The organism is Nocardia sp. NPDC056000, assembly GCF_042269265.1.
Lineage (GTDB): Bacteria > Actinomycetota > Actinomycetes > Mycobacteriales > Mycobacteriaceae > Nocardia.
The window spans coordinates 588,581-614,541 of record NZ_JBHJXS010000002.1; the positions used below are offsets into that span (position 1 = coordinate 588,581).

General features: G+C 67.2%; 17 protein-coding genes (1 of these 17 cut by a window edge). 12 read left to right on the top strand and 5 right to left on the bottom strand.

Features of this window, described 5'->3' with window-relative positions; all coding sequences use genetic code 11:
* The 8 genes from ACFC4D_RS07445 to ACFC4D_RS07480 all read left to right on the top strand — a co-directional run.
* Positions 1 to 13,255 carry the final stretch of a hypothetical protein gene (locus ACFC4D_RS07445; protein WP_376062113.1) on the top strand. It extends 20,324 nt beyond the left edge of the window, so the window shows 13,255 of its 33,579 coding nt (coding positions 20,325–33,579); the start codon falls outside the window, past its left edge; the stop codon is at positions 13,253 to 13,255.
* A gap of 103 nt (positions 13,256 to 13,358) precedes the next feature.
* Positions 13,359 to 13,625: a hypothetical protein gene (locus tag ACFC4D_RS07450; RefSeq protein WP_376062114.1), complete on the top strand. Its 267-nt coding sequence runs from the start codon at positions 13,359 to 13,361 to the stop codon at positions 13,623 to 13,625.
* Positions 13,626 to 13,706: 81 nt separating this feature from the next.
* The gene (locus ACFC4D_RS07455) at positions 13,707 to 15,278 is read left to right on the top strand and encodes a hypothetical protein (protein WP_376062115.1); all 1,572 of its coding nucleotides are present in this window, start codon (positions 13,707 to 13,709) and stop codon (positions 15,276 to 15,278) included.
* 70 nt (positions 15,279 to 15,348) lie between these two features.
* Positions 15,349 to 17,163: a hypothetical protein gene (locus tag ACFC4D_RS07460; protein ID WP_376062116.1), complete on the top strand. Its 1,815-nt coding sequence runs from the start codon at positions 15,349 to 15,351 to the stop codon at positions 17,161 to 17,163.
* Positions 17,164 to 17,167: 4 nt separating this feature from the next.
* A complete protein-coding gene (locus ACFC4D_RS07465; RefSeq protein WP_376062117.1) occupies positions 17,168 to 17,944 on the top strand; it encodes an ESX secretion-associated protein EspG in 777 nt (258 codons plus the stop codon).
* Positions 17,945 to 17,967: 23 nt separating this feature from the next.
* Complete coding sequence (locus ACFC4D_RS07470) at positions 17,968 to 18,309, top strand: hypothetical protein (RefSeq protein WP_364640942.1); 342 nt, start codon at positions 17,968 to 17,970, stop codon at positions 18,307 to 18,309.
* Between the two features lie 183 nt (positions 18,310 to 18,492).
* Complete coding sequence (locus ACFC4D_RS07475; RefSeq protein ID WP_375963059.1) at positions 18,493 to 18,810, top strand: type VII secretion target; 318 nt, start codon at positions 18,493 to 18,495, stop codon at positions 18,808 to 18,810.
* Positions 18,807 to 20,048, top strand: coding sequence for a hypothetical protein (locus ACFC4D_RS07480; protein WP_376062118.1), 1,242 nt, complete (start codon positions 18,807 to 18,809; stop codon positions 20,046 to 20,048). Before ACFC4D_RS07475 ends, ACFC4D_RS07480 begins: the two co-directional genes overlap by 4 nt.
* Here the strand turns inward: ACFC4D_RS07480 and ACFC4D_RS07485 are convergent.
* Together ACFC4D_RS07485 and ACFC4D_RS07490 are read right to left on the bottom strand one after the other, a co-directional pair.
* A complete protein-coding gene (locus tag ACFC4D_RS07485; protein ID WP_376062119.1) occupies positions 20,035 to 20,784 on the bottom strand; it encodes a hypothetical protein in 750 nt (249 codons plus the stop codon). The genes ACFC4D_RS07480 and ACFC4D_RS07485 overlap by 14 nt on opposite strands.
* Before the next feature lie 18 nt (positions 20,785 to 20,802).
* Positions 20,803 to 21,174, bottom strand: coding sequence for a hypothetical protein (locus tag ACFC4D_RS07490; protein WP_376062120.1), 372 nt, complete (start codon positions 21,172 to 21,174; stop codon positions 20,803 to 20,805).
* On the opposite strand from ACFC4D_RS07490, the gene ACFC4D_RS07495 reads away from it, so the two are divergent.
* The 4 genes from ACFC4D_RS07495 to ACFC4D_RS07510 all read left to right on the top strand — a co-directional run bounded on the left by ACFC4D_RS07495 (position 21,173) and on the right by ACFC4D_RS07510 (position 24,483).
* Complete coding sequence (locus ACFC4D_RS07495; RefSeq protein WP_376062121.1) at positions 21,173 to 21,301, top strand: hypothetical protein; 129 nt, start codon at positions 21,173 to 21,175, stop codon at positions 21,299 to 21,301. The genes ACFC4D_RS07490 and ACFC4D_RS07495 overlap by 2 nt on opposite strands.
* 26 nt (positions 21,302 to 21,327) lie before the next feature.
* Positions 21,328 to 21,726, top strand: coding sequence for a hypothetical protein (locus ACFC4D_RS07500; protein WP_376062122.1), 399 nt, complete (start codon positions 21,328 to 21,330; stop codon positions 21,724 to 21,726).
* Between the two features lie 73 nt (positions 21,727 to 21,799).
* On the top strand, positions 21,800 to 23,635 hold the full coding sequence (locus tag ACFC4D_RS07505) for a serine/threonine-protein kinase (RefSeq protein WP_376062123.1): 1,836 nt from the start codon (positions 21,800 to 21,802) through the stop codon (positions 23,633 to 23,635).
* 62 nt (positions 23,636 to 23,697) lie between these two features.
* Positions 23,698 to 24,483 carry a hypothetical protein gene (locus ACFC4D_RS07510; protein ID WP_376062124.1) on the top strand — a complete coding sequence of 262 codons (786 nt, stop codon included), beginning with the start codon at positions 23,698 to 23,700 and terminating at the stop codon, positions 24,481 to 24,483.
* An 87-nt stretch (positions 24,484 to 24,570) separates the two neighbouring features.
* Here the strand turns inward: ACFC4D_RS07510 and ACFC4D_RS07515 are convergent, their stop codons facing one another.
* Genes ACFC4D_RS07515 through ACFC4D_RS07525 form a run of 3 tightly spaced genes read right to left on the bottom strand, consistent with a single transcriptional unit; the run spans position 24,571 to position 25,928 of the window.
* Positions 24,571 to 25,080, bottom strand: a complete 510-nt coding sequence (locus tag ACFC4D_RS07515) for a hypothetical protein (RefSeq protein WP_376062125.1) — start codon at positions 25,078 to 25,080, stop codon at positions 24,571 to 24,573.
* A 23-nt stretch (positions 25,081 to 25,103) separates the two neighbouring features.
* Complete coding sequence (locus ACFC4D_RS07520) at positions 25,104 to 25,601, bottom strand: YbaB/EbfC family nucleoid-associated protein (RefSeq protein WP_376062126.1); 498 nt, start codon at positions 25,599 to 25,601, stop codon at positions 25,104 to 25,106.
* Between the two features lie 3 nt (positions 25,602 to 25,604).
* The gene (locus ACFC4D_RS07525) at positions 25,605 to 25,928 is read right to left on the bottom strand and encodes a hypothetical protein (RefSeq protein WP_375963074.1); all 324 of its coding nucleotides are present in this window, start codon (positions 25,926 to 25,928) and stop codon (positions 25,605 to 25,607) included.
* Positions 25,929 to 25,961 lie beyond the last annotated feature (33 nt).

Sequence of the window (25,961 nt, forward strand, 5' to 3'; positions counted from 1 at the left end):
CATCGCCGCCCTGCACGACGAAACCCTCCGCCGCGCAGCCGATGTCGCAGACCTGATGGCCGCGACCTTCCACACCCCGGACCCGTCGGACGGCATTCGCGCTGTACTTACCGCGGGTGACGATCGCGTACACCTGCGCGTCACCGAATCCCCGGACGGCACCAAACGTGTCGAGGTCGTCCAACGCCCCGACCTGCCACGCCCGGCCGATCCGGAGACCAAGGCCGTCGAGAAGCGCCCGGGCCTGCTGCGCAGGATCTGGCAGCGCATGATGGGTGGATTCCACGCCGACACACCGAAGTACCCCTCCGGCTCCGGTTGGGACAAGAAGGGTCAGGTCAACCTGACCCACGGACTCGGTGACCTCATCCACAACGACGTCCTCGCCAATATCGGCGATGATTTCAACCCGGTGCGCGCGGCGAAGGAGATCGCCACGATCTACCAGGATCGCGAGCGCATGCCGATCCTGCACCGCCTGACCGCTCGCATCGCGGACATCTCCGCGGATGTCGTCCCCATGCATACCCGGGACGGCCAGGAGTACCAGCCCTGGTACACCGAAGCCGACCCGGTGCTGCGCGCCGAGATCGAGGAATCGCTGCGCCTGGCCGGTTTGCCGACCGAGGCGGACTACGAACCCGCCCCCGCGCCACAACCGGATTCGGAACGCCCGCGCCTCGAGCCCCCGAACGAGCGGAACTGGGGTCCGAATCTGCCCGAACCGCTGGTGTCCGCCTTGGACGCCCGTGATGCCGCACTGGCGGATCTGGTGCGCGTCGCGCGCGAGCACGGCATCGACCTCCCGAACGCGGATCCGGCGACCCTGCGCCGCGCGATCGACGAAGCCACCTACCGTCTGGTGCGCCGCGCGGGCGCGATCGAGGCGCTGCGAGATGTGGCCGCCCGCTTCAATGTCGAGCACGAACGCACCCCGTACAGCCCGGTCAGCTTCTCCGACAAGGATCCGCTCGGCCGCTACGTGCGCGAATCGCGGCTCGCCGAAGCGATGCGCGTCGAGGAGGAGCGTGCCCAGCGACGCCGCGAGCGAGCCGGAGCCGATCCCGATGACGATTCGCTGGAATTCCGACCGCGCCCGCCCCGCGCCTCGGCCCTGGACGCGCTCTCGGTCAACAATGGCGGCGAATGGGCCAGCCATTTCGATGATCCGGATGAGAACTTCTCGGCCCGCCGTGAGGGCCAGCTCTTCGAAGACGCACTCGTGCGCGACCAGATCCGCGATGAGCGCTCGAATTGGGCTCAGCTGATCGGTGAATCGCTCGAGGGTTTGAGCCCGGAGGAGATCCGGCACACCATCGGCGATCTGCGCATGCAATTGCGGGACAGCGTCGACCGGCTCGGCGATTTCATCGACGCGGCCGATACCTACCAGCAGTTGGACGCGCAAGCCCGCACGCGCGCACAGGATTTGGCGGAGATCGCCGCGCACGCCTGGATGGACGCGCAGGGCGGCGTCATGGTCGCACCCGGTGTCGGTGTGCATCCCGGTGTGCATCCGGGCGACCCGCACCGGCTCGTGGTCATTCGCGGCGACTCCGATCACCATGCCCGTCTCGCCGACGCCCTGGCCGCCGATCCGGAATTGGGAAGGCAGCTCAATCACGGCGCGCTGCAACTGGATTACCGACTGATCGGGCTGGCGGACGACGGCCGTTTGCACGTGATCGAGGGCAATACCCCCCAGGCCCTGTTCCATCACGGCCCGGAGGGCGGCGATCGACTGCCAATGCTCATGCTCCGGGAGGGCGAAGGCCCCTGGCAGGTGGTGCAATCCACGCCGGAGACGCCCACCGCCATCGCCCCGGGTGCCACGCCCGAGCACGCTCCCGCCGTGCCGCGCGACCCGGATGTCGTTCGCGCCGAACGCAACGCTGTCGCCGCGCGCCTCTCGGTCTACCGTATGGACCTCGGTCCCGGTTCCCTCGACGACACCATTCGCGCACTGCGGCACGACAATCTATTGCGGGCCGCGCAGATCGAGGGCATGGCGGACTTCATTCGCGCCAGCGATGCCATCGACAATTTCCACGATCTGAACCAGCGACTGGAGAACCTGGCCAATCGACTCGGCATCGATCCGGACGACCTGTCGCCGCAGCGTCTCGCGGAGGCGATGGCCGATCCGAGCATGCGCCGGGTCCGGCGGCTCCAGGCGATCGCGGACCTGCTCGATTACGCGAAGGTGCTGCGCGACAATGTCGATGAGTCCGCGGTACTCGCCGCGCGGGATCGACTGGCGCACCGCCTCGGTGTGGAGCCCGAGGAGCTGTACTCGAAGAAACACGTCATCGACAAGAAGCTCGGCGAGGTCGTCGGCTATCGACCGGATCCGAAGAGCACCAACCCGAATGAGGTGCTCAACGCGGTCAACGACCTACTGCACCGCTCCGGGCTGAATCCGGATCTGGTCACCGCGCTCAGCGAATACGTCGGCGCGCTCGGTGATCTCGATCCGTTCCGGCACGATTTGCGGTTCGATCCGTTCACCGATCCGCGCGCCGCCGACGGCGAGGTGCCGATCTTCGATCGTGACGCGCCCGCGCTGCTGCGCGAGCTGATGAGCGAATCTGTCGGTGAGCCACCGCTTTCCGACAACCCGTCGCAGGCCGCGAGCGTCTGGTCGCGATTGCTCGGCGTCGACGTGCACGATATTCCGCGCACCGTGAGCCTGTACGAGAAGCACGGGGGCGCGCTGCATCACCGGCTCAGCCCCGGACAGCTCGAACAGGTGCTGCACATCCTGGACACCGGTGATGTGCAGGCCGCCTATGACGCGTACCGGGACAGTACCGTCGACCGCCGGAACCTGCTCAGCCCTGAAGAATTGACCACGCTGGTCGATCGCGCCCGCAATGCGCGGTACGCCGAGGTATACGAGGTGTACAAGGACGGCAAGATCGACAAGCATGAGCGCCTGAAAGCCGACGAGCTCGCCGCCGCGATCGACGATATGCGCGCGGAGATCCGCGAGCGCGAGGCCGATATCAAGGAACTCGAGCGGCTGGCCGATGAGCACAACAGACTCACCACCCCACCCGAACCGGTTCCGCCGCAACGGAATTTGACCGAACTCGCGCGTGATCTGGCCGCCGCGCGGCATGAGTTCGAGCTGGCGCGGGATGCCCGCGAGCACGCCGTCGGCCGCATGTACCTGGAGAACAACCGGCCTATCCGGGAAAGCGATCTGACGCCCGAGCGCATTCGCGGCACCGCCGACTACCTCGGCACCCGCAATGCGGCCGAGGCCGGGACGCTGCCCGACCACGCGCAGCGCATTTCGGATCTGGTGGACGCGGCGGGGGAGTACACACGAGCCGAGGCCCGGGTTGCGGAGCTGGAATCTGCGGTGCGGCAAGCGGTTCGGGACGATCTCGGCGCAGATGAGACTCCGGTCGATGTGTGGCGGCGTGAATCGGCCGCTGCCAGAGCGGATTTGGAGGGCCTCATCGCCGCGGATCCGAGCCTGGCCGCGGTCGGCCTGGACCGGGTGGTGGCGCAGGTCGACCGTATGTCCCGCATGCCCTTGGATCAGGCCGATGTCTGGACCGACGATCTGGTCCCGTTGCGCGACGCCGTGCATCGATACCAGCACGCCCTGGAATTCCTGGCCGCCGCCGAGGCCGATCGGACTACGGCGGCGCATACCGCCGAAACCTCGGAACAGGTTGCGGCACGTGAACTTGCCTCCGCCAGAAGGGAACTCACCGAGGCCACCGTCGCGCGCGATGCCGCCCTGTTCGGCCTGCCCCTCTCGGCGGCCGACCTGACCCCGGAATGGGTCGCCGCCACCAACCGCGAATTCGCCGACGCCCATCGCCCCAACCTGTCCGCCCCCGATCGCGCCCGCCTCGAACTGGCCGATGCCGCGGATCGGCACAATCAGGCCCGAGACCGCGTCTCGCGCTGGGAGGCCGAGCAGGACCGCCAGGCCGCCGCCCGCGCCATTGCAGCCGACACCCCCTCCGCTGCCGCCACTCGCGCCCGCGACGCCGCACACCTCGCCCTGCGCGCTGCCATCGCGAACCTGCGCGAGGTCACCGGCCTCACCACGAGCGAACGCGAACTGACTCCCGCTCAACTCGACGTCACCATGCGCGACCTCCAGGGCCGCACCATTCGCCTCACCACCGGCGACCCAGCCGCCGCGTTCACCCAACTTCGCGCTGCCGCGGAACAGTTCCACCGGGCCGAAGCCTTCGCCACCTGGCTCGACTCCCACACCCCACCCGCACCCGAGCTCCCGGGTGCCTCCGCATCCACCCTCGAACTTCCCGGTTCGTCGATTTCCGACGTCCCGCCGAATTCCTTGCCCGCCAATGAACTCCCGCACCCGCGTGATGACCGGGACGGTGACGACGACGGCGAAGCGGGTCCGGCGCCGGCCCGTCCGGGTGGCCCGACCAAACCCCCCACCGGCCCCGCCACCGACGCCGCGACCCCACCGGTGGATCCACGGGTGGAATGGGCGAATCGCGATGCCACACAGCCCGGCCCCGTAGCCGAGCCTCCGGCGGAGTCCGCGAATACCGTTGAACGCCAGTCCCCGGCCGCGCCCACGGAGATCACGGAACCGCGTCCCGACCCGTCCGGCGCAGGTGCCGGCCTTCCGCCGAATGACCCGCCACGCACCCCGTCGTCCCCCGATCCGGATGAGGGCTCCGAAGCCTGGCTCGCCCGCGAGGACGCCAAACAGGCCGACTGGGTCGCCCGCACCGATGCCCGGCACGCCGAATGGCTGCACGAACAGGCCGATCTCGAAGTCCCCGGCACCATGGACGAACGCTGGGCACGCCTTAAGGCCGACACCGCCACCGCCCTCGCCCGCATCTCCGCCGAACGCGCCGACTACCTCTGGGAAGCCGCGGGCGGCCGCCCGGAACCCGCCCCGCGTCCCACCGAAACCCTCTCGACCCCAACGGAATCCCCCACCATCCCGCTCAACCCACCCGACGCCGCCGCGTCCGCGAGTGAGTCTCCGACGGCGCCGTTGAGTCCGCCGGATGGTGCGTTGCCCGCGAGTGAGTCTCCGACCGTGTCGTTGAGTTCGCCGGACGGTGCGGTGCCAGCCGGCGAGGCACCGACCCTGCCGGTCAACTCTCTCGATCACGCGGTGCCTTCGAGCGAGGCCCCGACGGTGGAATTGCCGGGTGCGGTTGTCGAGGGCGAGACTGTCGCACCGGTGGATCCGGTGTCGGCCTCGCCCGCGCTGCGGGCGGTGGCGGAGTATCTGCGGCAGTCGGCGGGTGGGCCGGGTACCCCATTGCGGCCGGTGGTGGATTCGTATGTGCGGCGGCTGGCCGATGATCTCGGGCTGGGGGAGGCCCTCACCCGGCAGGGCGAGCCGCTGGCGGCGCTGCAGGATCTCGCCGAGATGGCGCGTGCGCGAGGTCATTTCGGCGACCCGGAACTCGGCATTCCGCCATCGGCCCTGACCGGCGACGATTTCCGCCCGCTCAGCCCGCAAGAGCGCTACGGAACGGAGGAGTACTGGCGCACCGAAGTCGCTCCAGAAGAGCTGCGCGCCATCGACAATGAGCACCGCGCCCTCGGCCTCGGCGACCGCCTGACCCGCGCGGCCGACCTCGAGGCGTCCCTGCCACGCCCGGAACTCCCCGCTTCCGTCCCGCATCCGGATCCCGCAGCCGCGGAACATCTTCCGGACCGATCTGCGGCACACACCCGCCCCGAACCCGCGGTGGCCGAGCCCAGGACACATGGCGAGCTGGAGACTCGTTCCGATTCCGGTCTCGCCGAGACGCGCCGTGACCTCCCCCTCGAACCCTGGTCCGACGCGAATCACCCACTGGCGCAGGGTGAGCCGCGTGCTCTGCTTCTCGACGATCTGCGCACGGAGATAGCGGAACGGCTCGGCCTGTCCGATGCCGATCTGACCCCGCCGCGTCTCTCCGAGGTCGCGGGCGAGCTGCAATTCCGAAATCTGTTGCGCGCCGGAGCCATCGAGGCTCTCGACCAGGCCGCCCAGCTGCACGACGCCGCAACGGATCCCGAGGCGCGCACCCGATTCGCCGCCGAGCGCGACGACTGGGCACGCCTGCTCGGTGCGGACTCCGCACGGCTCACCGGCCCGCGCGCCGAACTCGCGCTTGCCGAACTGCGTGCCGAAACCCTGCGCCGTGCGGCCGATATCGCCGATCTGGTCGCGGCTACCCTGCACGCCCGGGATCCGGCCGACGGCATACGCGCGGTTTTGGAGGCCGGCGGCGAGCGGGTGCACGTGCGCATCACGGACAACCCGGACGGCACCCGCACCGTGAAGGTGGTCGATCGCCCCGACCTGCCCACCCGTGAAGTCGCCGAGGTCGAGGCCGAGAAGACCCGTCCGGGCCTGCTGCGCCGCCTGTGGAATCGCCTGAAGGGCGGCTATCACGGCCACACCCCGAAGTATCCGTCCGGTTCCGGCTGGGATCGCAAGGGTCAGATCAACCTGGCGCGCGGCTTCGGCGAACTGATCCACAATGACGCGCTGTCGCACCTGACGAACGATGACGACTTCAACCCGATCCGCGCCGTCAAGGAGATCGCGACAATTCTGAAGGACCGGGAGAACATGCCGGTCCTGTGGCGCTTCACCGGCAAGATCGGCGATATCTCCCCCGATGTCGTCCCCATGCTCACTCGGGACGGCGAATACCAGCCCTGGTACTCCGAGGCCGACCCGTGGCTGCGCGCCGAGATCGAGGAGAGCCTGCGCCTGGCGGGTCTGCCGACCGAGGCCGACTACCTCGAGGCGGCGGGCGAAAGCCTGCACCCGGTTCCCGAGTTGCCCGCACCCGACCCGGTCCGGAATTGGAGTCCCGATCTACCCGAATCGCTGGTCGACGCGGTCGAGGCCCGCGACGCCGCACTGTCGGAGCTGCTGCGCGTGGCCGTCCGGCACGGGGTGGACATCACCGGTGTCGATCCGGCGACCCTGCACCGCACCGTCGACGCCCAGACCTATGAGCTCATGCGCCGCGCCGGCGCGATCGAGGCATTGCGCGGCGCGGCGACTCGCTTCCACGCCAAGGACGCGGCGGTCCCGTATCTCCCGGTGAGCCTCGGCGACAAGGATCCACTCGGCCGATACGTGCGCGAATCCCATCAGGTGAACGCGCGGCAGCGGGAGGAACAGCGCGCCGCCGACCGTCGCGAGCGCAATGGCGTGGATCCCGATGACGATTCGCTGGAATGGCGGCCCCGCGAACCCGCCGTCACGGCCCTGGACTGGCTGGGTGCGAACAATGGCGGCGAATGGGCCCGCCATTTCGACAATCCGGATGAGGAACTCGCCTCCCGCGAAGAGGGCAAACTCTTCGAGGATGCCCTCGAACGCGATCGGATTCGTGACGAGCGCTCCAATTGGGCGCAGCTGCTCGGCGTCAGCCTCGATGACCTCAATACTCCCGAGGATATCCGCCACACCATCGGCGATCTGCGCATGCAGGTCCGTGACCGCGCCGATCAACTCGGCGAATTCTCCACCGCCGTAGACGATTTCGTGCGTCTGGAGGCTGTGGCGCGGGACCGCGCCACCGAACTCGCGGACGGTGTCGCGCACGCTTGGCTGGACGCCAACGGCGGCACCCTGCTGCGACCGGGCATCGGGGTGAGCCCGGGGGAGACGCCCGGCGCACCCGGCAGGCTCGTCGTCATTCGCAGCGATCTCGCCCACGATGTCCGCTTGGCGGACGCCTTGGCCGCGCACCCGGACGTGGCCGCTCGCCTCAATCGCGGTGAGCTGCAACTCGATTACCGGCTGGTCGATGTCGACGAGCAGGGCGTGCACGTGCTCACGGCGCGCCCACCGCAGGCGTTCTTCCAGGACGTTCCCACCGCCGACGGCGCACGTCAGCCGGTGCTCATGCTGCGCGACGGCGACGGTCCCTGGCGCGCGGTACAGCCCGAGCCTGTCGCCATCGCACCGCATTTCGAACCCGCGACCGAACCGGCCGTGCCGCGCGATCCGGATGTGGTGCGCGAGGAACGCAATGCGGTCGCCGCTCGCCTTTCCGATGAGACCGTGGATCTGAGCGGCAATCTCGATGAGACGATCAAAGCGCTGCGGCATGCGAATGCCCTGCGCGCCGCGCAGATCGAGGGCATGGCGGACTTCATCCGCAGCAGTGACGCCATCGACAGCTTCCACGCCCTCGATCTGACCCTGCAGAACCTGGCGCACCGACTCGGTCTGGATCCCGACGCACTGACCCCGCGCGGTCTGGCCGAGGCGATGGCAGATCCGGGCGTGCGTCAGGTCCGCCGTCTGCAAGCGGTCGACGATCTGCTCGATTACGCGCAGGCGTTGCGGAACTCCAAGAACGAGGACGCCATATTCGCCGCTCGCGACCGCTTGGCGGCGCGACTGGGCGTGCCTCCGGAATCACTGCACGGCTTCAAACATGTCATCGACAAATCGAATGACGAGGTCGTCGGCTACCGGCGGAACGATGAGGTCACCAGCCCCGCGGCAATGGCCGAGCTGATCAACGATCTGCTGCACCGCTCGGCCGAGCGACCGGAGCTGCTGGCCGCGCTCACCGAATACATCGAGACCCTGGGCAATCTCGACCCATTCCGGCAGAATCTACGTTTCGACCCGTTCACCGATCCGCGCGCCGCGAATGGTGAACTGCCCATTCATGATCCGGACGCACCGGCGCTGCTGCGCGCGCTGATGAGCGAATCCATCGGTGAGCCACCGGTTTCGGAGAATCCGTCGAAGGCCGCGAGCGTATGGTCGCGCCTACTCGGCTTCGACCTCGACAATGTGGAGCGGCTGGTCCGGCTGTACGGCATTCACGCGGTCGACCTGCACGACCGGTTGAGCCCCGCACAACTGACCGATGTGCTCAACACCCTCGATCGCGGCGGCCCGGACGCCGCGTACGCCGGATACCGGGACAGCGTGGACGATCCGCGCAAACTGCTGACCCCCGAAGAGCTTTCGAATGTGGTGCAGCAGGTTCGCAAGGCCCGCTACGCCGAGGTGTACGAGTACTTCCGCGACGGCAAGATCGACAAGCATGAGCGCCTGAAGGCGAGCGAGCTGGCGCAGACCATCGACACCATGCGCGCCGAGGTCCGGGCCCGCGAAGCCGATATCAACGATCTCGCCCGGCTCGCGGCCGAACATGACGCACTCACCCGGCCCGCCGAACCGGAACCGCCGCAGCGTGATCCGCGTGAACTGGCGAGGGATCTGGTGCGGGCGCGCCATGAGCTGGACGTGGCGCGGGACGGCCGCGACCACGCCATGAGCCGGATGTACCTCGAACACAATCGCGCACTGCGGGAAAGCGATCTGAGCCCGAACCGCCTGCCCGGCACGGTCGAATACCTGGGCGGGCGCAATGATGCCGAGGCGGGCAGGCTGCCCGGCAATGAGCGGCGCGTCGACGATCTGGTCGCCGCGGCCGGGGAATTCGAACGAGCCCGAACCCGGGTCGCCGACCTGGAATCCGCACTGCACCGGGCGGTTACGGACCGGCTTGCACCGGAGGAGACACCGCTCGATTTCTGGCAGCGCGAAGTCGACACGGCGCGAACGGAATTGGAAGCCGTCATCGCTGCCGACCCGGCATACGCGGGCGGTGACGTCGACCGCGTTGTCCACCAGGTCGAACAACTGGCCGCGATGCCGCTGGAACAACACGAAATCTGGACCGACAATCTCATCCCGCTCCGTGACGCCGTCGAGCGCTACCAACAGGCCCAGCAGTTCCGCGACGCCACCACCGCCCTCGCCTCGGATGCGCCGGCCCCGCCGCTCACCGAGTCCCCGCAACGCCCGGAGCTGGCGGCCCCGCATGGTAGCGAGCCGACGTCGAAGCGCCCGGACGGGACCGATCCCGATGAGCCGACCGGCGGTGCCGCGCCCGCGCGTCCGGACGGCCCGACCGAGCCCGGCTCCGATCCCGCCGCGCTGAGCCCGGCGGCGGAGACCGAGGCCGCGCGGTCCGCCGCGCCGGAAGCGTCCGGCTGGGACGCGGCCGGCCCGGCCCGGGTGCATCAGCCCGCCGATCCCCGTGTGCTGACCGAGATCCAGGCTCATCTGGACGACGCGCAGACCGCGCTCGACGCAGGCCGGCGGGCAGTGGAGCGAGCGGGTGAGATCGCGCGCCAACTGGGTGTCGACCCCGCCGGGCGTACGCCCCTGGGCCTGGAATCCACGGTGCGCGCCATCCTGGACGCGGAGGACGCGCGGGTCCTGCACGTCATCAATTCCCCTGTCCCGGGCGCGAATCCGGCCGAGTACTTCGCCGCCCGCGATATCGCACAGCAGCGCCAGAACGAGATCGGAGCTCTCCGAGCCGGTTTCGAGCCCGATATCCGCGTGGCCATCGAATCCCAGCACGCCATGACCGCCGCCGTTCGCTCCGCCCAACTGCTCGCGGTATCCAGCGTCATGTCCGAGGCCGGGGCGATTCCGCACCCCCGCAACGCCGGTGTCGGTCGCTTCGCCGGCGAGAATCACATCCTGGTGGTCTCCCTCGACCCGGACCCCACCACCGTCCTGTCCGCCGCCAGCCACGAAACCCTAACCGCCGCGGGCACGACCATCGCCTACCAGCACCTCCGGCTGCATGCCCCCGGCGACCTCCTTCCCGACAACACCCGCGCCACCGCCCTCACCCTGACCCTCACCGATCTCCGCCACCCCGACGCCCCCGGAGCCCCCGCCACCCCTCTCCCCACACCCCCGCACCAACCTCCCGCATCACACACCGCGGCACCCTCCGCTGCTTCCGCATCGCACGCCACGCGTCCGGATACCGGTCGCAGCGAACGCTCGACGCGATCCGGTGAGCCGGAACCGTCCGGGGAGACGGATGCGCGGCAGGCGCTCCCCGTGGGTGACCCTGCGGCCCAGCATGTTTCGGAGGAGGACCGGAGCGACCACGACGGCGCGGTGCTGTTCGAGGGCTCGCTGCCCGAGGGCGGCGAGCCGCTGTACCGGGGTGTGCCGCGACTGCTCCCCGACGGCACGGTGAACCCGGCATACACGGCGGCACTATCCGGTGTGGTGAATCCGCGCGGCACGCTCGACCTGGACTACACGGGTCACACCTCTCATCTCGGGGATCAGAGCGATGCCACCTCCTGGAGCCGAAATCGCGTCACCGCGGGCGTTTTCGCCTTCGGCGACGGGCTCATCCTGGAGTGGCGCACCGGCCTGCCCCCGGCGGACGCCGCCTGGCGCTTCAAACCGATCTACGACGTCGACGACGATTTCGCCCAGGTCCTGATCCAGGGCACCCTCACCGACGCCCGCGCCGTGCGCTTCCTCCCGGACACCACGCCCTCGCCCGAAGCCCCGACCGCCGTCGATACCGCCGAACAGGTACGGCGGACGCCGACCGCCAGCGGGTCCGAAGGTCTGCTCACCCCCGAAAACGTAACGACGGCAGTCGATTCCGGTGAGCCGGTGTCGCCGGTGAATCCCGGCGAATCACCTGACGGCTCCGATTCGCCCGGTACCGATCGCGCGCACGCCGCACCCGCGGCACATGATTCGTCCACCGGTCCCGTCCGGCCCGATGACGCGGATGACGAGGCTCCCTCGGCCCCCGCGACTGACCCGGCCGACACCGCGGGCGACCCGCCCGCCGCCGACCACGATCTCGGCAAGAGTGCCCCGCCCGGAGAACTCGGCGGAGAGGGCACGGTGGGCACGGACCATGACGCCCGGCAGGCCGACCCGCGTAACGGGAGTGATCTCGGTGATGCGGACGATGAGGGCCATCGCACCGACAGTGACGACGGTGGCCGTGTCGCCGGTACCCGTGACGATGATGACGGCAGCGCCGGTGGTGACGATCGTCATGACGGCGACGACCGCGGCGGCGATGATGGCCGCGATGAGTCGGATTCGGATGAGCGGCACCGGTCGGAGCCGAATTGGGCGCATATGCGGTCACATCTGCCGAAGGTGCCGCACCAGGAGCGATTCGAGTTCCCGGATTACACGCCGGAGCCGTCGCTGCAGCCGTATCCGTGGACTTTGCCGCCGGACGATCCGGGTATGCAACCGCCCCCGAAACAGGAGCCGCCGCAGCCGCACACGCCGCAGCCGCAGTCGCACACGCCGCAGCCGCACACGCCGCAGCCGCAGCCGAACACACCGCAGCCGCACACTCCAACGTATCCGCAGCCGCAGCCGCAGCCGCAGCAACCGCCGCAAAATCCTTGGCCGCCAACGATTCCGACACCTCCGGAGGGCTGGCCGCCCGGGATGCCCTGGCCGCCTACGGGGCCGACGCCTCCGGAGGGCTGGCCGCCGGGTTGTGCATGGCCGCCGACCGATTCCTGGCCGCCGGGGGTACCGCTGCCGCAGTGGCCGCCCAACGGATCATGGCCGTCGAATGGCGGCCGGCCGGCCGATGGCTCGTCGAATGGCGTGTGGCCGAATGGTTTCGGACCGGGCGCGGGATCGTGGTCGCCGGGTGCGGCACAGCCGTATCCGGCGCACCGGTACCCGTCCCCCGATGGTGCGCAACCCGGATCTCATTGGCCGTCAACTCCGCCCAACGGGAATGGTCATGTGCCGGTAGAGCCGTTGCAGCCGTATACCCCGTGGGAGACGAGCCCGCCGGGGCACGGTCCGGCCGGAGCCCCCGGCGGTACCGCGCCGGAGTTGACCCCCGCCAACCCGCGCGGATTCGCCGATCCGGATACCGGTTCGTCCACCCGAGACGGCGTCCCGGCCAATAGCGGTGTGCCGCAGAATGGTTCGGGCACGCCGGGCGGCGCGCCGATGATGCCGCCGGGTGCGAACCCCGGAAATGGCAACGGCGGCAACGCCAAGCGTGCTTCACGGTTCCCCCGCGCCGGTGCCGGTGCGTCGAAGAACGGCACGATCTATCTGCGCTCGCACGCGGGGTATGGCGAGTTCGCCACTTTCGATCCGGCCACCGGTCTCATGCAGCCCGCGGCGATGGCGGCCGGCGCGCTGGCGGGTGTCTACGGCGATATCGACGGAATACCGGTGGTCTTCTACCGCGGCGCGCAGGGCCTGGTGTTGCGGGTGGGTGAGCAGCAGGTGGAGGTGGACCGCCTGGGCGCGGAGGCGGTGTGGGAGCGCGCGGACGCTGATTCCGTGCGTTTGCTGGTCACCGCCGGTGGGCATCCGCACTGTGAGCTGCGCTACCGGCCGATCGCCGCCGATGCCGATCTGGGCCTGCTCATCCGAGACGTGCTGGCTGATCCGGTGCGCAGGGCCGGGATTTTCGGGTGATCGAGCGGTCGCGAATTCGCCTGATCGTCCGATTCCGGCAACCGCCCGGTCGACTCGAATATGCGATGCTGAGAGTTGGTCCGACGAACGAGGGAGAACGGACGTGCGCTTCGGCCATCCGAGCACTGAGCAGTTGCGGCTCAACTTCGACAGCGTGCTGGAACAGGTGTTGTCCGGGCGTGGAGTGCGCACCGAAACCGGCCTCGATCCCAAGACCGAGAACGCGCTGTGGCAGATCCGGTACGCCTACCCGAACGCCTCGGAGGACCTCATCGAGGCGGCCCGCCGCGCCTTCGCGGGCCAATTGGACGGCACCAATGCCGAGGAGTGGCGCGCCGAGATGGATCGCCGCATCGCCGAACGCGGATAGCGCCGACTGTTCCCCGTTCCGCCCGGCCCCGCCCGGGCCGTGGCGTCGGCTCGAAAGTGACCGTCGAGGAGACGATTACGCGTGACCAAGTCCCACGAGATCAGCGAGACGCCCACCGCGGCAACCTCATCGCGGGATTCCGAACCGGATCCGCTCGCCCCGGATCCGGCGACTCCCGGCGCGACCCCCGAATTCGCCGTTCCGGCAGACGATTCCGCACCGGACGTGGGATTCACCCTGACCCCCGGAACCGTTCCGGTGCTGGGCGAGCCCGATATCGCAGATCGCGCCCGAATGCTCGCGCACGGCATCGCCCGCGAGCTCATGTCGCAGGCTCCGCAGGGCTGGACCCGGGTCCGCGCCTCCTTCGCACTGACCGTGACCGGTCAGCTGTCGCATCTGACCTACGCCGACGACGGCGGCCGTCAGGCGCGCCCCGCACCCTCCCCGGAACTGCTGGAGCTGGTGGTCGAACACCGCACCCTGTCCGCCGAACTCGGTGACGGCCCCTGGTGGCGTTTCGAGATGACGCTCACCGCCGCGGGCGAATTGGATGTGGACCACGATTACGGCGACGATCCGTTCCCGGACGATCAGCTGTTCACACCCGAGGACTACCTGGCCGATCTGGAGGCGTACCCGCGCGCGACGCTGCCGATCTGGCTGGCCGCCTACGTCCGGCACGACAATCAGCAGGCCCGCACCCCGCAGCAGGCGGGTGTCGCCGCCCGCGCCGACCGTGAATCAGCGGTGCTCCCAACGATTTCCGAGAACGATTTCCCGGACTTCCCGGTGCTGTGGTCGCGCTGGTCGGCCATCGCCGCCGCCTTCGTCGCCATCGGCTCGGACTGGGGTCCGCGGGTGCTGCCGTCCTTCGGCTGGTTCGAGGGTTCGCGCCGCTCCGGCTCCTCGCTGTACGCGCTGCCCGGCGGTCGCGCGGTGTTGTCCGGAGGCGTGTGGAACGCCCCCGAACTCGATGCCGCCTACAACGGCGGCTCCGCGCTGCCGCGCCTGTACGCGGGCGCCCCGGAGTGGGTTGCCAACTCGGTCTTGAACTCTCGCGCCGCGGGCGGCCTGCTGACCTTCTGCTACTGGTGGGAGCGCGGCCGCTGGTATCGCGGCGAATCCCCGCGCGCCACCGAGCTGGCGGCCGCGGTCCCCGGCATCTGGACCACCGCCACCGTGGTCGATCTGATCTGCGGCTTGCTCGCCGATGCGCCCTCGGAGCCGTTGCGCGCAGCCGTCACCGCCTATGTCACCGCTGCCGAGCGCAATGACATCACGCGCGAACAGCTGTCCGAAACCTTCGGCGATACAGCAGATCTCGATGGCGCGCACTATCAACTCAGCGTCTCGGGCGTGGCCCGCACCGGTCCCGGCCCACTGCCGCGGGAGGAGGCGGTGGCCGAGGTGCTGCGCCATATCGCCACCGTCGGTCTCGATGTCACCGGTTACCCGCTGGATCGGCTTCGCGCGGAACGACTTACGGTCGGCTGGCTCATTTACGCCCCCGCCGAACCAGGCGAGATATCGGTACAGCGCGCACTGTTCTATATAGCCGATGACGGCGTGGTGGAGTCCTCGACCTCCGCCAGCCCGCCATCGGTCCACCTGCCCGGCTTCGAACAGCGGTTCCGCGCCAGGCATGCGTAGGAATCGGGGGCTGCCGAATTGAACGGGTGCGCATTAGCGTTCGACGAGCATATGAGAGCGGGAGTGGGACGTGGTTGAGAAGAATCCGAACCCGTGGCCTGGTCTGGCTCAGCAGGCGCACGAAGGCAATCTGGAACTTGCCCCCGGTGCGGCGGGTGAGGCCGCCAAGTTCGCCGCCGAGGTCGCGAACGCGCTCGGCGTCGCGCTCGCGTATCAGCCGCTGCTCGTCGCGCACCGGGGCTTCAGCGATAATGGCCACCTGAAAATGGTTCGGGTACTGCAGGATCGATTCAACGCGCAGGGCCAGAACCTCGGCGACATCGTGAAGCGGTACATCGAACTGGTCGAGGGCATGGCCGACGTCATGATCACCGCCGACAAGAACTACAACTCCGTCGAAGAGGACTCCAAGACCAAGTTCACCCGGTTCAAGAACGAAACCCACGACGCGGCGGGCTTTCCCACGGGTGATCCGAAAATAGTGAGCGGCACCAAGATTCCGGTCTGGAATGACGAGGCGGCCCCGCCGCTGGACAGCAAGCACGGCCACCAGAATCTGGAGAAGGTCGCCAAGGAGAACGGGCACTACGAGGCGATCGATCCGGAGGACCCCAACGGTAAGGATCGGGTGTGGTTCCACGCGGCGGGCGAGGGCATGAACCCGCAGTTGGTGGCCGATACCGGTGGCACCTGGCTGCTGGTGGCAGAGAAGATCGACACCGCCTTCAACCACCTCACCACCCGGCTGCACCAGATGGAAGCCGATAAGAGCTGGACCGGTCAGGGTGCGCAGGGCGCGATCAAGGCGGCGCAGGATTTCAAGATCGAGGCCGACGGTCTCACCGCCGATATCCGATCGATGGCGGGCAATCTCAACTACGTCTCCGGCTGGCTGTCCAATACCAAGGTCGCCATGCCCAGCGCCCCAACCGATTTCGATTACGACCATCCGGCTCGTGAGGATCGGATCATCAACGCCGCCCGGCTGGCCTTTCAGCGCTGGTACGTCACCGGTCTGATCGCGGCGAGCCCCGCCGTGCCCAAACTGGGCAATCCGACTGCGTATCTGCCCGCCGTCGCGCCGCAGGGCCGCACCACCTCCGATGACACCCGCGGCGGTGGCGGCACATCGTCCAAGAGCGGGCTGACCGGAGCGTCGCTGTCGGCGGACTCGCTCAATTCGAATAAGTCGAATCCGAACCAGAAGAGCCCGCAGGGCACGGACCAGAACAAGAACCCCAATCAGAACGACCCGAACAAGACGGACCCGAACAAGACCGATCCGAACGGGAACGGCAACGATCCCGGCAAGAACGATCCGAACAAGACCGACCCGGGTAAGTCCGGCCCCAACGGCACCGATCCCGGCAAGAGCTCGGAAACCGGTACCTCGCAGCAGAGTTCGAACGGTTCGCAGGACGGCTCACAGCTCAGCAGCGCGCTCCAGCAGGGCATGCAGGCGCTGACCTCGGCGACTAACCCGCAGAAGACCAACGATCCGAACTCCACCCTGGCCGGTATCCCCAACCTGCTCAATTCCCTGTCCAAGGATCTGGCCAAGGGCGGCGGCAGTCCGGGCGGCGGTGGCGCGGGCATCAGTCCGGCCGCCGCGCCCAAGGAGCTCACCGCGCGGCTGTTCCCGCGTGCCGCGCTCACGGCCGAGGTCGAGGGTGCGATCGCCACCAGCCGAGCTGGAATCGCCACCGCGGGTGCCGCTCCCATGGGCGGTATGGGCGGCGCGCCGATGGGCGGCGGCCATGGCGCGGGCGGCCACGGCGGTCAGGGCAAGGAACACAAGCGACCCGAATTCCTGGACTCCACAGAGTATTTGGAGGAGGCCATGGGCGCGGCCCCGATCGTGGCGAAACCCGTGGTGGAGGGCTGACCCGGTGCTTCGAACCTGGTCCTTCACCGATCTGGAATTCCTGGCGCTGTATCAGGAGCGCGGGGAGGAGGTGCTGCCCGAACCGCTCATGTTCACCAGTCGCACCGAATGGTGGAGTCAGCATCTGGACAATATGGCCCGCACCCGGGACGAGCTGCGGCACCGCGAGCCCGATTGGCTCGAAGCGTTCGATGTCCTGCTGCTTCCCGATGTGCGAGTCGAGGTGCGCGGCTGGGACGGGCTCGACCCCGCCAATCCCACCGGCAGTATTCGCGTCCTGGGCGCGCGGCGCGGCGACTTCGGCTATCTGGTGGTGCAGCAGCCCGGCGAAACCGTCAGTCACAGTGCCGGTTTCAGCATTTCCGAATGCGATGCCCGGCAGCTCGCGACCGAACTGCTGACCGCGCTGCCCGATACCGCGCCGGGTCGCGGCGGGGAACTGGTGCTCGCCGAACCGGCCGATACCGATGAGCACGATTACGGGTTCGGCATGTCGCCCGCGCACGAGTCGATGGACGGCACGGTCATCGACCGGGCGGCGGAGTTCCTGGCCGCGCCCGCGGTGAGCCGGGGAATTATCGAAGTGGTGCAGGGGCATTCGCGCTTCGGCCCGCGCGGTATCACCCGCCATCAGCTGCGCTGGCGGGATCTGGTGGAGGACGGCCGCTATCTCATTACCGGCGATTTCCCGCCGGTGGCCGCACCCGCCGATCGCCGCCGGATGATCACCGATCTCGATACCAGGATCGCTGCGGTGCTCGAGGCGATCGAGGATGAATGACGAGCGAAAAAGAAGGTGTACCAGTGCAACTGGAGGATCAGTTCCCCACCGAGTTCACCATCGCCTCACGGACCGGAGCGGTGGTCGTCTGCACCACCGAACAGGGTCTGCCGCTCGCGGTGAGCGTGGAACGCGATCAGCTGCGCGGTGATCCGGCCGCGCTGGCGGCGGAGGTGCTGCGATTGTGTAAGCAGTCCGCCGCTCGCGCCGGTGCGCAGCGCCGCGAGCAATTGCGTTCAGCCGGTCTCGCGCCCGAGATGCTGGCCTTGACCGGATTGCCTACGCTGTCGGAGGTGACCCGGCAGGAAATTATCGAGGAACAGGACTTCGATACCGAACCGGACAGCTGGCTGCGGCCCATTTGAGCCAATGCCTCGGCGGAAACGGACGAAAGCCCCAGTGTGGCAACCCGATCCGAGCTGCGAAGATAACCCGCCGCTCACCCGCCGTTAACGCTTTGCGTTTGGAATTCGCTCAGATTTTGATGAGCTCACCGAATATTCGCTCTGTATAGTTCATTTCGAGTTGATCTTCCTGATGGGGGTCTCATGAGCAATCTCGCAGCCAACTCTGACACGATCCGGCACTACGGTGACGTCTCCGCAGCCATGGCATCCACGATCGCCGGCGTCGCCGCCGCCGATCAGGCCGCCACCGTGGCGGCCGTCGTCCCGGTCTTCGGTTTGATCGGCCAGGAATTCCTGCTGAGTTTCGCGGGCGCGCAAGGTAATCACTTCGCCGCCACCGCGGATCTCGCCGCCGTGCACGCCGGTACCGCGGTCACCGCGCACGAGGCCGCCGCGGCCTACGACGCGGTCGAGGAGCGGTCCAGCGTCGACTTCCTGTCGCTGTCGCTGGAGTCATGAGCGCGCCGCAGCCGGATCCCACGGTGGCGGATATCCTGCGCGGCACCGATATCGGTGCGCTGCTGGACCGCCCGGTCAATGACGTCCTGCGCGATCTCGGCTTGTCGGCGCTGCCGCAGTTGACCGCCATGCCGCCGCTGCCGGGTATGCCGGTGCTACCGGTGCTCGACCTTTCCACCCTCGCACGCCCGCTCACCGATCTCGCGCAATCCTTCGGGACCGGCAAGCTCGGCGGTGCGAGCGTGGATCCCACACAGGTGCTGTCGAGCGTTTCCAGTGCGCTGCAACAGATCATGACCATGGCGACCTCGCTCATGTCGATGGCCTCATCCGGCGATTGGCAGGGCTCCGGGGCTACCAGCGCGCTCGCGAAAGGCACTGCGGCACAAGCGGACGCGGTGCAGCTCGAGACCCAGAACGGGCAGCAGAAGATGGTGCTCGGCGGTGCGGCGGGCACCGTCGCGACCGGTGCGGCATCGATGTCCGCGATCATCGCCAAATTCCTTGCCGCCGTTGTCGCTTCGGCGCCATTCCTGGTGACGCCGCCCGGACAGGCCTTCCTGCTGTCCATGGCGGGGGAGACCGCCGCCGAAGCCACCGCCGTGGTCGCCAAGACCAAGGGCGAACTGGCGGTGCACAGCGCGAATATGACCGCCGCCGGGCAGAAGGTGAAGGTCACCAATGCCCCGAGCGGCGTGGATTCGCTCTCGCAGGTGACCCAGCTGCTCGGGTTGCTCTCGCCGCTGGCGAGTGCGGCGAATACCGGTGTGCAGCAGGTGCAGTCGATCGCGCAGACGCTGACCGCCACCGAGACGGCCGAACAGATCACGCCGGTGGCGGATGCCCTCGATCCGAGCAAGGGCGGCGGTTTCGCACCCGGTGGCATGCCGCTCGGCGCTCTTGGGCTGAGCACTCCGACGCAGCTGAGCGAATACAGCGGTACCCGTTCGGCTTCCGCGCCTCCCGGAAATGCCGCTGCCGCAACGCAACCGGCGGCGAATTCCCGTGCGGCCGCGACTCCTGGACCGAGCATGATGCCGCCGATGGCGGGCGCGGGCCTGGCGCCGCGGTCGGAGGACGGCGAAGGCGATGCGGAGATTCGCTCGCAGCTTGTCACCGGTGAACACGGTGACGATGTGGTCGGCGACCTCGGCAATACCGGGGTGCCGGTGGTGGGTGCGGTCGGTGCGGCCAGTCCGCGGGTGCCTACGACGAACCTGAACGTCAGTAACGGGTGATCTCGCCGTTGTAGATGTACTGTGCCCGCCGGTCGACATCGAGATCGAGGTAGGGGCAGTCCGCCGCGCCCGTACGCAGCGTGGCGGTGTTGTCGCCCGGTGCGATCCACAGCAGCTTGCCTGCGTCGAGCCAGGGGAGCAGCTCGAAATCCGCGCTTCGGCTGGGCATCTGGTCGGCGTATTCGCGATCCAGGCTGGTCGGATCGAAGATCGGATTGCGGCATTGCCCCCAGATATCCTCGAGTGAGATATCTTTCGGGCGCTTCGGCGCGAAATAGGTTATCGCCCAGCTGATATCGGTGCCGATCGGAATCTGCGCGAGTACGGCCCGGGTCTCCGGTGGTGCCAGCAGATGCGCCGATACGAAGGGGGCGCCGGGACCGGGGCGGCAATCGAAAGGCGCGATCGCGGCGGGCTCGGCAACGCGCACAGCGCCTTTCAAGGCGATCCAGGTCGCGGGCAGGCCGATCGGCCGCCGTTGCACCGGGTTGTTGTACTCCCAGTACCAGCCGTCCAGACCGCCGGTGTCCAATGGCCAGCGCACGATGCGATCGGTCATCGGACAGCGCGCGATGACCGTCTCCGGCAGCAGTTGCCGGTACTCCTGGTGCAGATCGGATATTCGGTTGAAGGCGGCCCTGGTCTCCGGTGAGTACGGGGTCTGGCGGTAGTACACCTCGAGCGGAAAGCCCTCGTCGAGCAGTTCGCGTCGCCTCACCAGATCGAAATCACTCATCCGCCGGCACCTTTCGACTCAGCCGGTGATGAGCCGGACGGCGGCGTCCTTGGCCGCCTCATCCACCTCGGCAACGCGGCAGTCGCGCGCCAGAATGTGGGTAACCAAATCCATCTCCGGCGGCAACCCGTGCTTGCGCAGATAGTGCGGCACCGAGCCCGACCACACCCACACCCCGTCGGTCCGGAAATTCAACGGCACATCGCGCTGCCCGGGCGCGAATTCGTCCACATCGAAACTGCGCGCCGCCAGCACCACCGGCGCGGATTCGAGATATTCGAGCACCCGCTCGGTGAACCACGGAATCACCGGTGCACGGTCCGCCACCGGCCGTCCGTCGGCGTCCCGGCCGTCGTAGACCCGGGCCATGCGCAAGGAGTACTCGAACATGAATCGCAGCCTATGCCAGTCGCGCGCCGGACCGCTGCGTTGTTTATCGGTCTCGGCCCGCGATATCCACCAATGGCGAGTCCTGCCCGCCGCCGCGAGGGTTGCCGGTCGCGTCCGCACCGAGTGATAGTGTCCGCCCGGAGAGGAGTTCGCATGGGCGAAGTACCAGGTGCACGGGCCGAACTGGACCGACTCGGAAACGCGCTGCGCACCCAACTCCTCGCCCTGATCACCGAACTGACCCCCGACGCGGACCGCACCCTGCTCTTCCTCGACGAGCCCACCCCCGTCGACGATGAACACCCGTCCGCCCACCACTACGCGACAACCTTCCGCGGCAAACGCCCCGACTCCGTCACCGCCGCCGACACGGTCCGCCACGCCGCCGCCCTACTCGCGAACTCCGGCTGGGAAGTCTCCGAATCCCGCGAAGTAAACCGCACCCTGATCACCGCCTACCGATCCGGCTGCACCCTGGAACTCCGCATCCCCGACCACACCCCCACGGTCCTCTACAACGCCACCACCCCGGCCTTCCCCCTCCCGGAGTAATTCCCCACCCGGCGGACGGTCACCACCCTGATCTACGCTGTCCGAGCACCGGATAGATCAGCTAGGGGGAACCGTGGTTCAGCTGAGTGCGGGCCAATCGTTCGCGGAATACACACTCGACGGGATGCTCGGCCAAGGGGGAATGGGCAGCGTCTACCTCGCCCACCACCCCCGCCTGCCCCGCCAAGTCGCCCTCAAACTGCTGGGCCAAGAAGTCTCCACCGACCCCGAACTACGCAAACGCTTCGAACAGGAAGCGAATGCCATTGCCCGCCTGGACCATCCGAATATCGTCGGCATCCACGATCGCGGCGTCCACGACGGCCACCTCTGGATCGCCATGCAATACGTCCAGGGCGTCGACGCCTCGCGACTCGACCCCCGCCAGGTATCGGTCGACCGCGCCCTCCGAATCATCATTGAGACGGCATCCGCACTGGATTTCGCACACAGCCGCGGCGTACTGCATCGAGACGTGAAGCCCGCGAACATCCTTTTGTCCGAGGCGGATACGGGCCGCGACGAGCGCGCGATTCTCACCGATTTCGGCATCGCCCGCCTGCTGGACTCCAACACCCAACTCACCTCGACCGGAATGTTCACGGCCACCCTCGCCTACGCATCCCCGGAACAGTTATCCGGCGAACAGGTAGACCACCGCGCCGACCAATATTCCCTGGCCTGCACCCTTTTCACCCTCCTGGCAGGCCATCCTCCGTTCGCCTCGGGCAATCCGGGCCAGGTAGTGGCAGCACACCTGAGCCAGCCGCTCCCAAGACTCAGCCACATCCGAAACGACATCCCACCGCACCTCGATGACGTAATCGCGCGCGCCACAGCAAAGCGGCGCGAGGACCGCTTCACCAGCTGCACCGAATTCGTCACAGCGGCAAGGACTGTGCCGAGTGGCCAATCGGCGAGCCCCGTCTCGCGCACGCCGCCTACCGTCGTCGGTCATCGTGGTTCGTCGGGCACCTCGCTGGCACTGACGGGAGACGTCAAACAGCATGGCTCGTATGCGAATTTCATTCGTGTGCTGCGCGGGTCGTTAGGGCTCGTCGCGGGTCTTGTTGCTCTCGCGTCCTTCTTGACGCTCGCAGTCAAGGAGAAATGGGGTGACTCGGATCAGTGGCAAGCATGGCGCTACGTTCGAGGAGACTCACATGGGAACACGCCATACCTCCACCTCCTTGGCGGCGCCTTTGCGCTGGTGGTGGTTCTGGCAATCGTTGCCGGGATATTTCTACGTGAGCAGCGTGGAACGGTTCGATGGTTCGCGGTAATCGTGTCCGGGATTGCATTTGGTGTCACTACTACTGCGGCACTGGACATCATCGCAGCTGTGCGAGTCGACGAGAACCTTATTTCGGGCACCCCGGGTGCAGGTTTCTGGCTGTTGGTCCCGGCCGCCGCCGTATCGCTTGTCGCAGCCCTCATCGGCGGTGTGTCAGCCATTCGGGCGGCAGAACCCGCTCCTTCGTCGAATCGGAACGGGGACTTCGCGATTGGTGGACTACTGTTTTTCGCGGCAACCGCCACCTTGCTTGCATCGTTCATGGATCTCGACAAGATCGGTCACACCGGGCTTCCCCTAGCCGTTGGAATGTCGGGAAGTGGTATCTACGAGTTGCCGGAGGCCCTGCTGACCGGCGCGGCCGTCTGCGGGCTTTCAACAGCCCTACTGCTGATGACTGGTCGCGGATCTCGAATGTTCGCACGTTTGCTGGCAACATCGGCTACAGCCGTGATTCTCGGTGTAGTCATCACTACGATCCTTGAATCCTGTTCGCAAGCATTGATATACGGCGGCCAACTGAGTTTCCTCACGGACGGATTCTGGGCTCTCGCTGTTGCCACGGCACTGTCCGTTGCCGCCGCAATCGCAAGCATGGTTGCTGCGCGGCGCTAATCGCATGTAGCGCATCGACCATGTTGAAATCACAATTACTGCCTGACTGAGGATTAAAGACGATGTCATCAGGTGAAATCGAGCAGTTGGTTGAGCAGCTGCGGGGCCTCAGTTCTCGTTATCCACAGTTGGTGCAGCTGTTTCCGGGATTCAGCGATGATGAGCTGGAGGCATTCCCGGTGTCGGTAACTGAACCGGAGCGATCAGTCCTGCGACAGGTCGGCGGGTTCTTGGTGAGCAATGGCCTGCGTCAGCGTAGTTTCGGCCCGGGGGTTCGAGACAAGCTGGGAGATCCCCTGTCCTGGGTGGCGGAGATCGGCGGACACCTCGATGGTCCCGTTGGTTCCGCGATCCGACTGAACGACGAGTCGACAGGCGACTACTACATCGTCGACGTGCACCCCGAAACAGGTTCGTGGGGAAGAGTTTTCGCTCTATCCACCGACTTCGCGGACATGGGTCCCTGCTATATGGCCGAGTCGATGACTGCCTGGTGGCGTGCTCTGGCACGCGATATCGAGAAGGTGATCACTACTGCTGAGGCCGATGGCCTCGAATTAGGTGAGCACTTCCCAGTTTTCGATGAAGAAGATGAGTTCAGCACGTCCTGGTGCTCATGGTCCGATGACATCCCCAGAGCATTCGCCCACGAATTGAGTCACCTGAAAAATACCCTCGCCCCGGAAGCCGTAGCCGCCCTCGCCGACCTCCCCGCCGAAACGCCCATCATCGACCTCGACACCATCACACCACCCGCAATGCTCGACCTCGACGATCAAGGTTCCTTCGAACGCCGCGCCAACGGCCGCTTCGCTCTCTCAATCCCGAAATCCCACTGCGGCAGATGAGTTCGAGGTGCTGCACTACCGTGCGGTCCACGAAGATGGTTCATGGGACAGTGACCTAAGGTCCACAGCATTGGCGGATCGGCTCGGCTAATACTCGAAGGTCCCCAGTTCCGGCCAGGTCTGGTTCTGGCGATTCGCGTATGCCCAGGATTTCGCGAGGGCTGCTGGCTCGGGGATACCGTGCTCGTTCGTTCGGGAACGCAGGGTTTTCTTGTTTATCACCAGCTGGATTCCGGTTGTCGGGTGCGAGGTTTCGAGCAGTGACCGGGTCAGCACGTGGTACTCGATCTCGGTCTGATCTTCCCGGATCCGCCGCACCGTCACACTCCAGCGGAGCGGATAAACCTGGCGACCCTGCACCGGTTGCCCGGTCCTGATTGCTTCGTCGTAGCGTTCGCCGATCGTCAGCGGATGCAGACTTGAATGAACGGTTACCACTCCGGTTTCGGCATCGACGACAAAGTTGCCCTGGCCGGGATGCGGTCGGTTCGGAGAGTCCCTCCCGGACGAGATCGGATGGCAGACCCAGCCGTATTCCGTCTGGTAGATGTGAAACTTCAAGCCCTGCTGGAAGATATGGGCCAGCAATTGCTCCACTTGGTCCCGGGTCCGGTACCGAGTCACCAGTCGTCGGCGCTGATTCGGCTGGGGCGGAGGTCGTCGAGATCTTCGACGTCGGTGAAGACCATGCCCGGGTCGTGGTGTTGGCGCTCGGGGGAGTTCGGGGGTGCGAGGGAGGCGGGGATCAGTTCGGGGAGGTGGGTGTCGAGGTTGGGGAAGTCCTCGATTAGGTCGGACATTTTCGGCATGCGGCCGCGTTGCTGCTGGATGGGGTTCATCAGGTCGGCTGTTTTGCGGGACAGCTCGGCGGCGGCTTCCTGGGCGGCTTCGGTGACAGCCTTGGCGAGTTCCTCGTGGGTGAGGTCGTCGGTGTCGGTGAATCGCGTTTCGATGACGACGCCATCGGCGTTGAGCGTCACCGTGATTCGCTTCTGGGAGGCGGTTCCGGAGGCAGTGAGGCGGGCTCGCCGCTGCTGGACGTCGGCGAGCACCGTCATCTGCTTCTGGAACTCGTCCATCATCGAGGCGAGTTCGCCCTTCAGGAATTCGTTCGCCATGAGCTACTTCTTGAAGGCGTTGGCGCTGTTCGTATCGGTGTTGTCGTGCAGCTTCGACGAATCGTTCTGCGCGTTCGCCTGATCCTCGGCCTGTTTGGTGTAGTCGGTGGTGAGTTCTTTGAGGTTGTCGCGCGCGGCGGTGTAACCGTTGTTCGCCTCACCATTGGCGAACTTCGTACCGTAGGTATCGCTGCCCCAGGGCTGGCCCAGGCCGTCGGCCGCCGCGGACAGATTGGCGAACACATCGCGGACCTTATCGGTCACATCCAAGGTCTTGGCGGACGCCTGTCGCAGCAATTCCGCGTTGACCTCTACTTTTCCGGTCATGAAACCGACTCCTCCCCAATCAGTATTGCCGCC

Excerpts from the sequence above, each read along its gene's own strand:
- ACFC4D_RS07520 (WP_376062126.1), bottom strand. The coding sequence starts at position 25,601 with ATGGCGAACGAATTCCTGAAGGGCGAACTCGCCTCGATGATGGACGAG.
- ACFC4D_RS07490 (WP_376062120.1), bottom strand. The coding sequence starts at position 21,174 with ATGTTCGAGTACTCCTTGCGCATGGCCCGGGTCTACGACGGCCGGGAC.
- ACFC4D_RS07495 (WP_376062121.1), top strand. The coding sequence starts at position 21,173 with ATGAATCGCAGCCTATGCCAGTCGCGCGCCGGACCGCTGCGTTGTTTA.
- ACFC4D_RS07500 (WP_376062122.1), top strand. The coding sequence starts at position 21,328 with ATGGGCGAAGTACCAGGTGCACGGGCCGAACTGGACCGACTCGGAAAC.
- ACFC4D_RS07510 (WP_376062124.1), top strand. The coding sequence starts at position 23,698 with ATGTCATCAGGTGAAATCGAGCAGTTGGTTGAGCAGCTGCGGGGCCTC.
- ACFC4D_RS07485 (WP_376062119.1), bottom strand. The coding sequence starts at position 20,784 with ATGAGTGATTTCGATCTGGTGAGGCGACGCGAACTGCTCGACGAGGGC.
- ACFC4D_RS07525 (WP_375963074.1), bottom strand. The coding sequence starts at position 25,928 with ATGACCGGAAAAGTAGAGGTCAACGCGGAATTGCTGCGACAGGCGTCC.
- ACFC4D_RS07480 (WP_376062118.1), top strand. The coding sequence starts at position 18,807 with ATGAGCGCGCCGCAGCCGGATCCCACGGTGGCGGATATCCTGCGCGGC.
- ACFC4D_RS07475 (WP_375963059.1), top strand. The coding sequence starts at position 18,493 with ATGAGCAATCTCGCAGCCAACTCTGACACGATCCGGCACTACGGTGAC.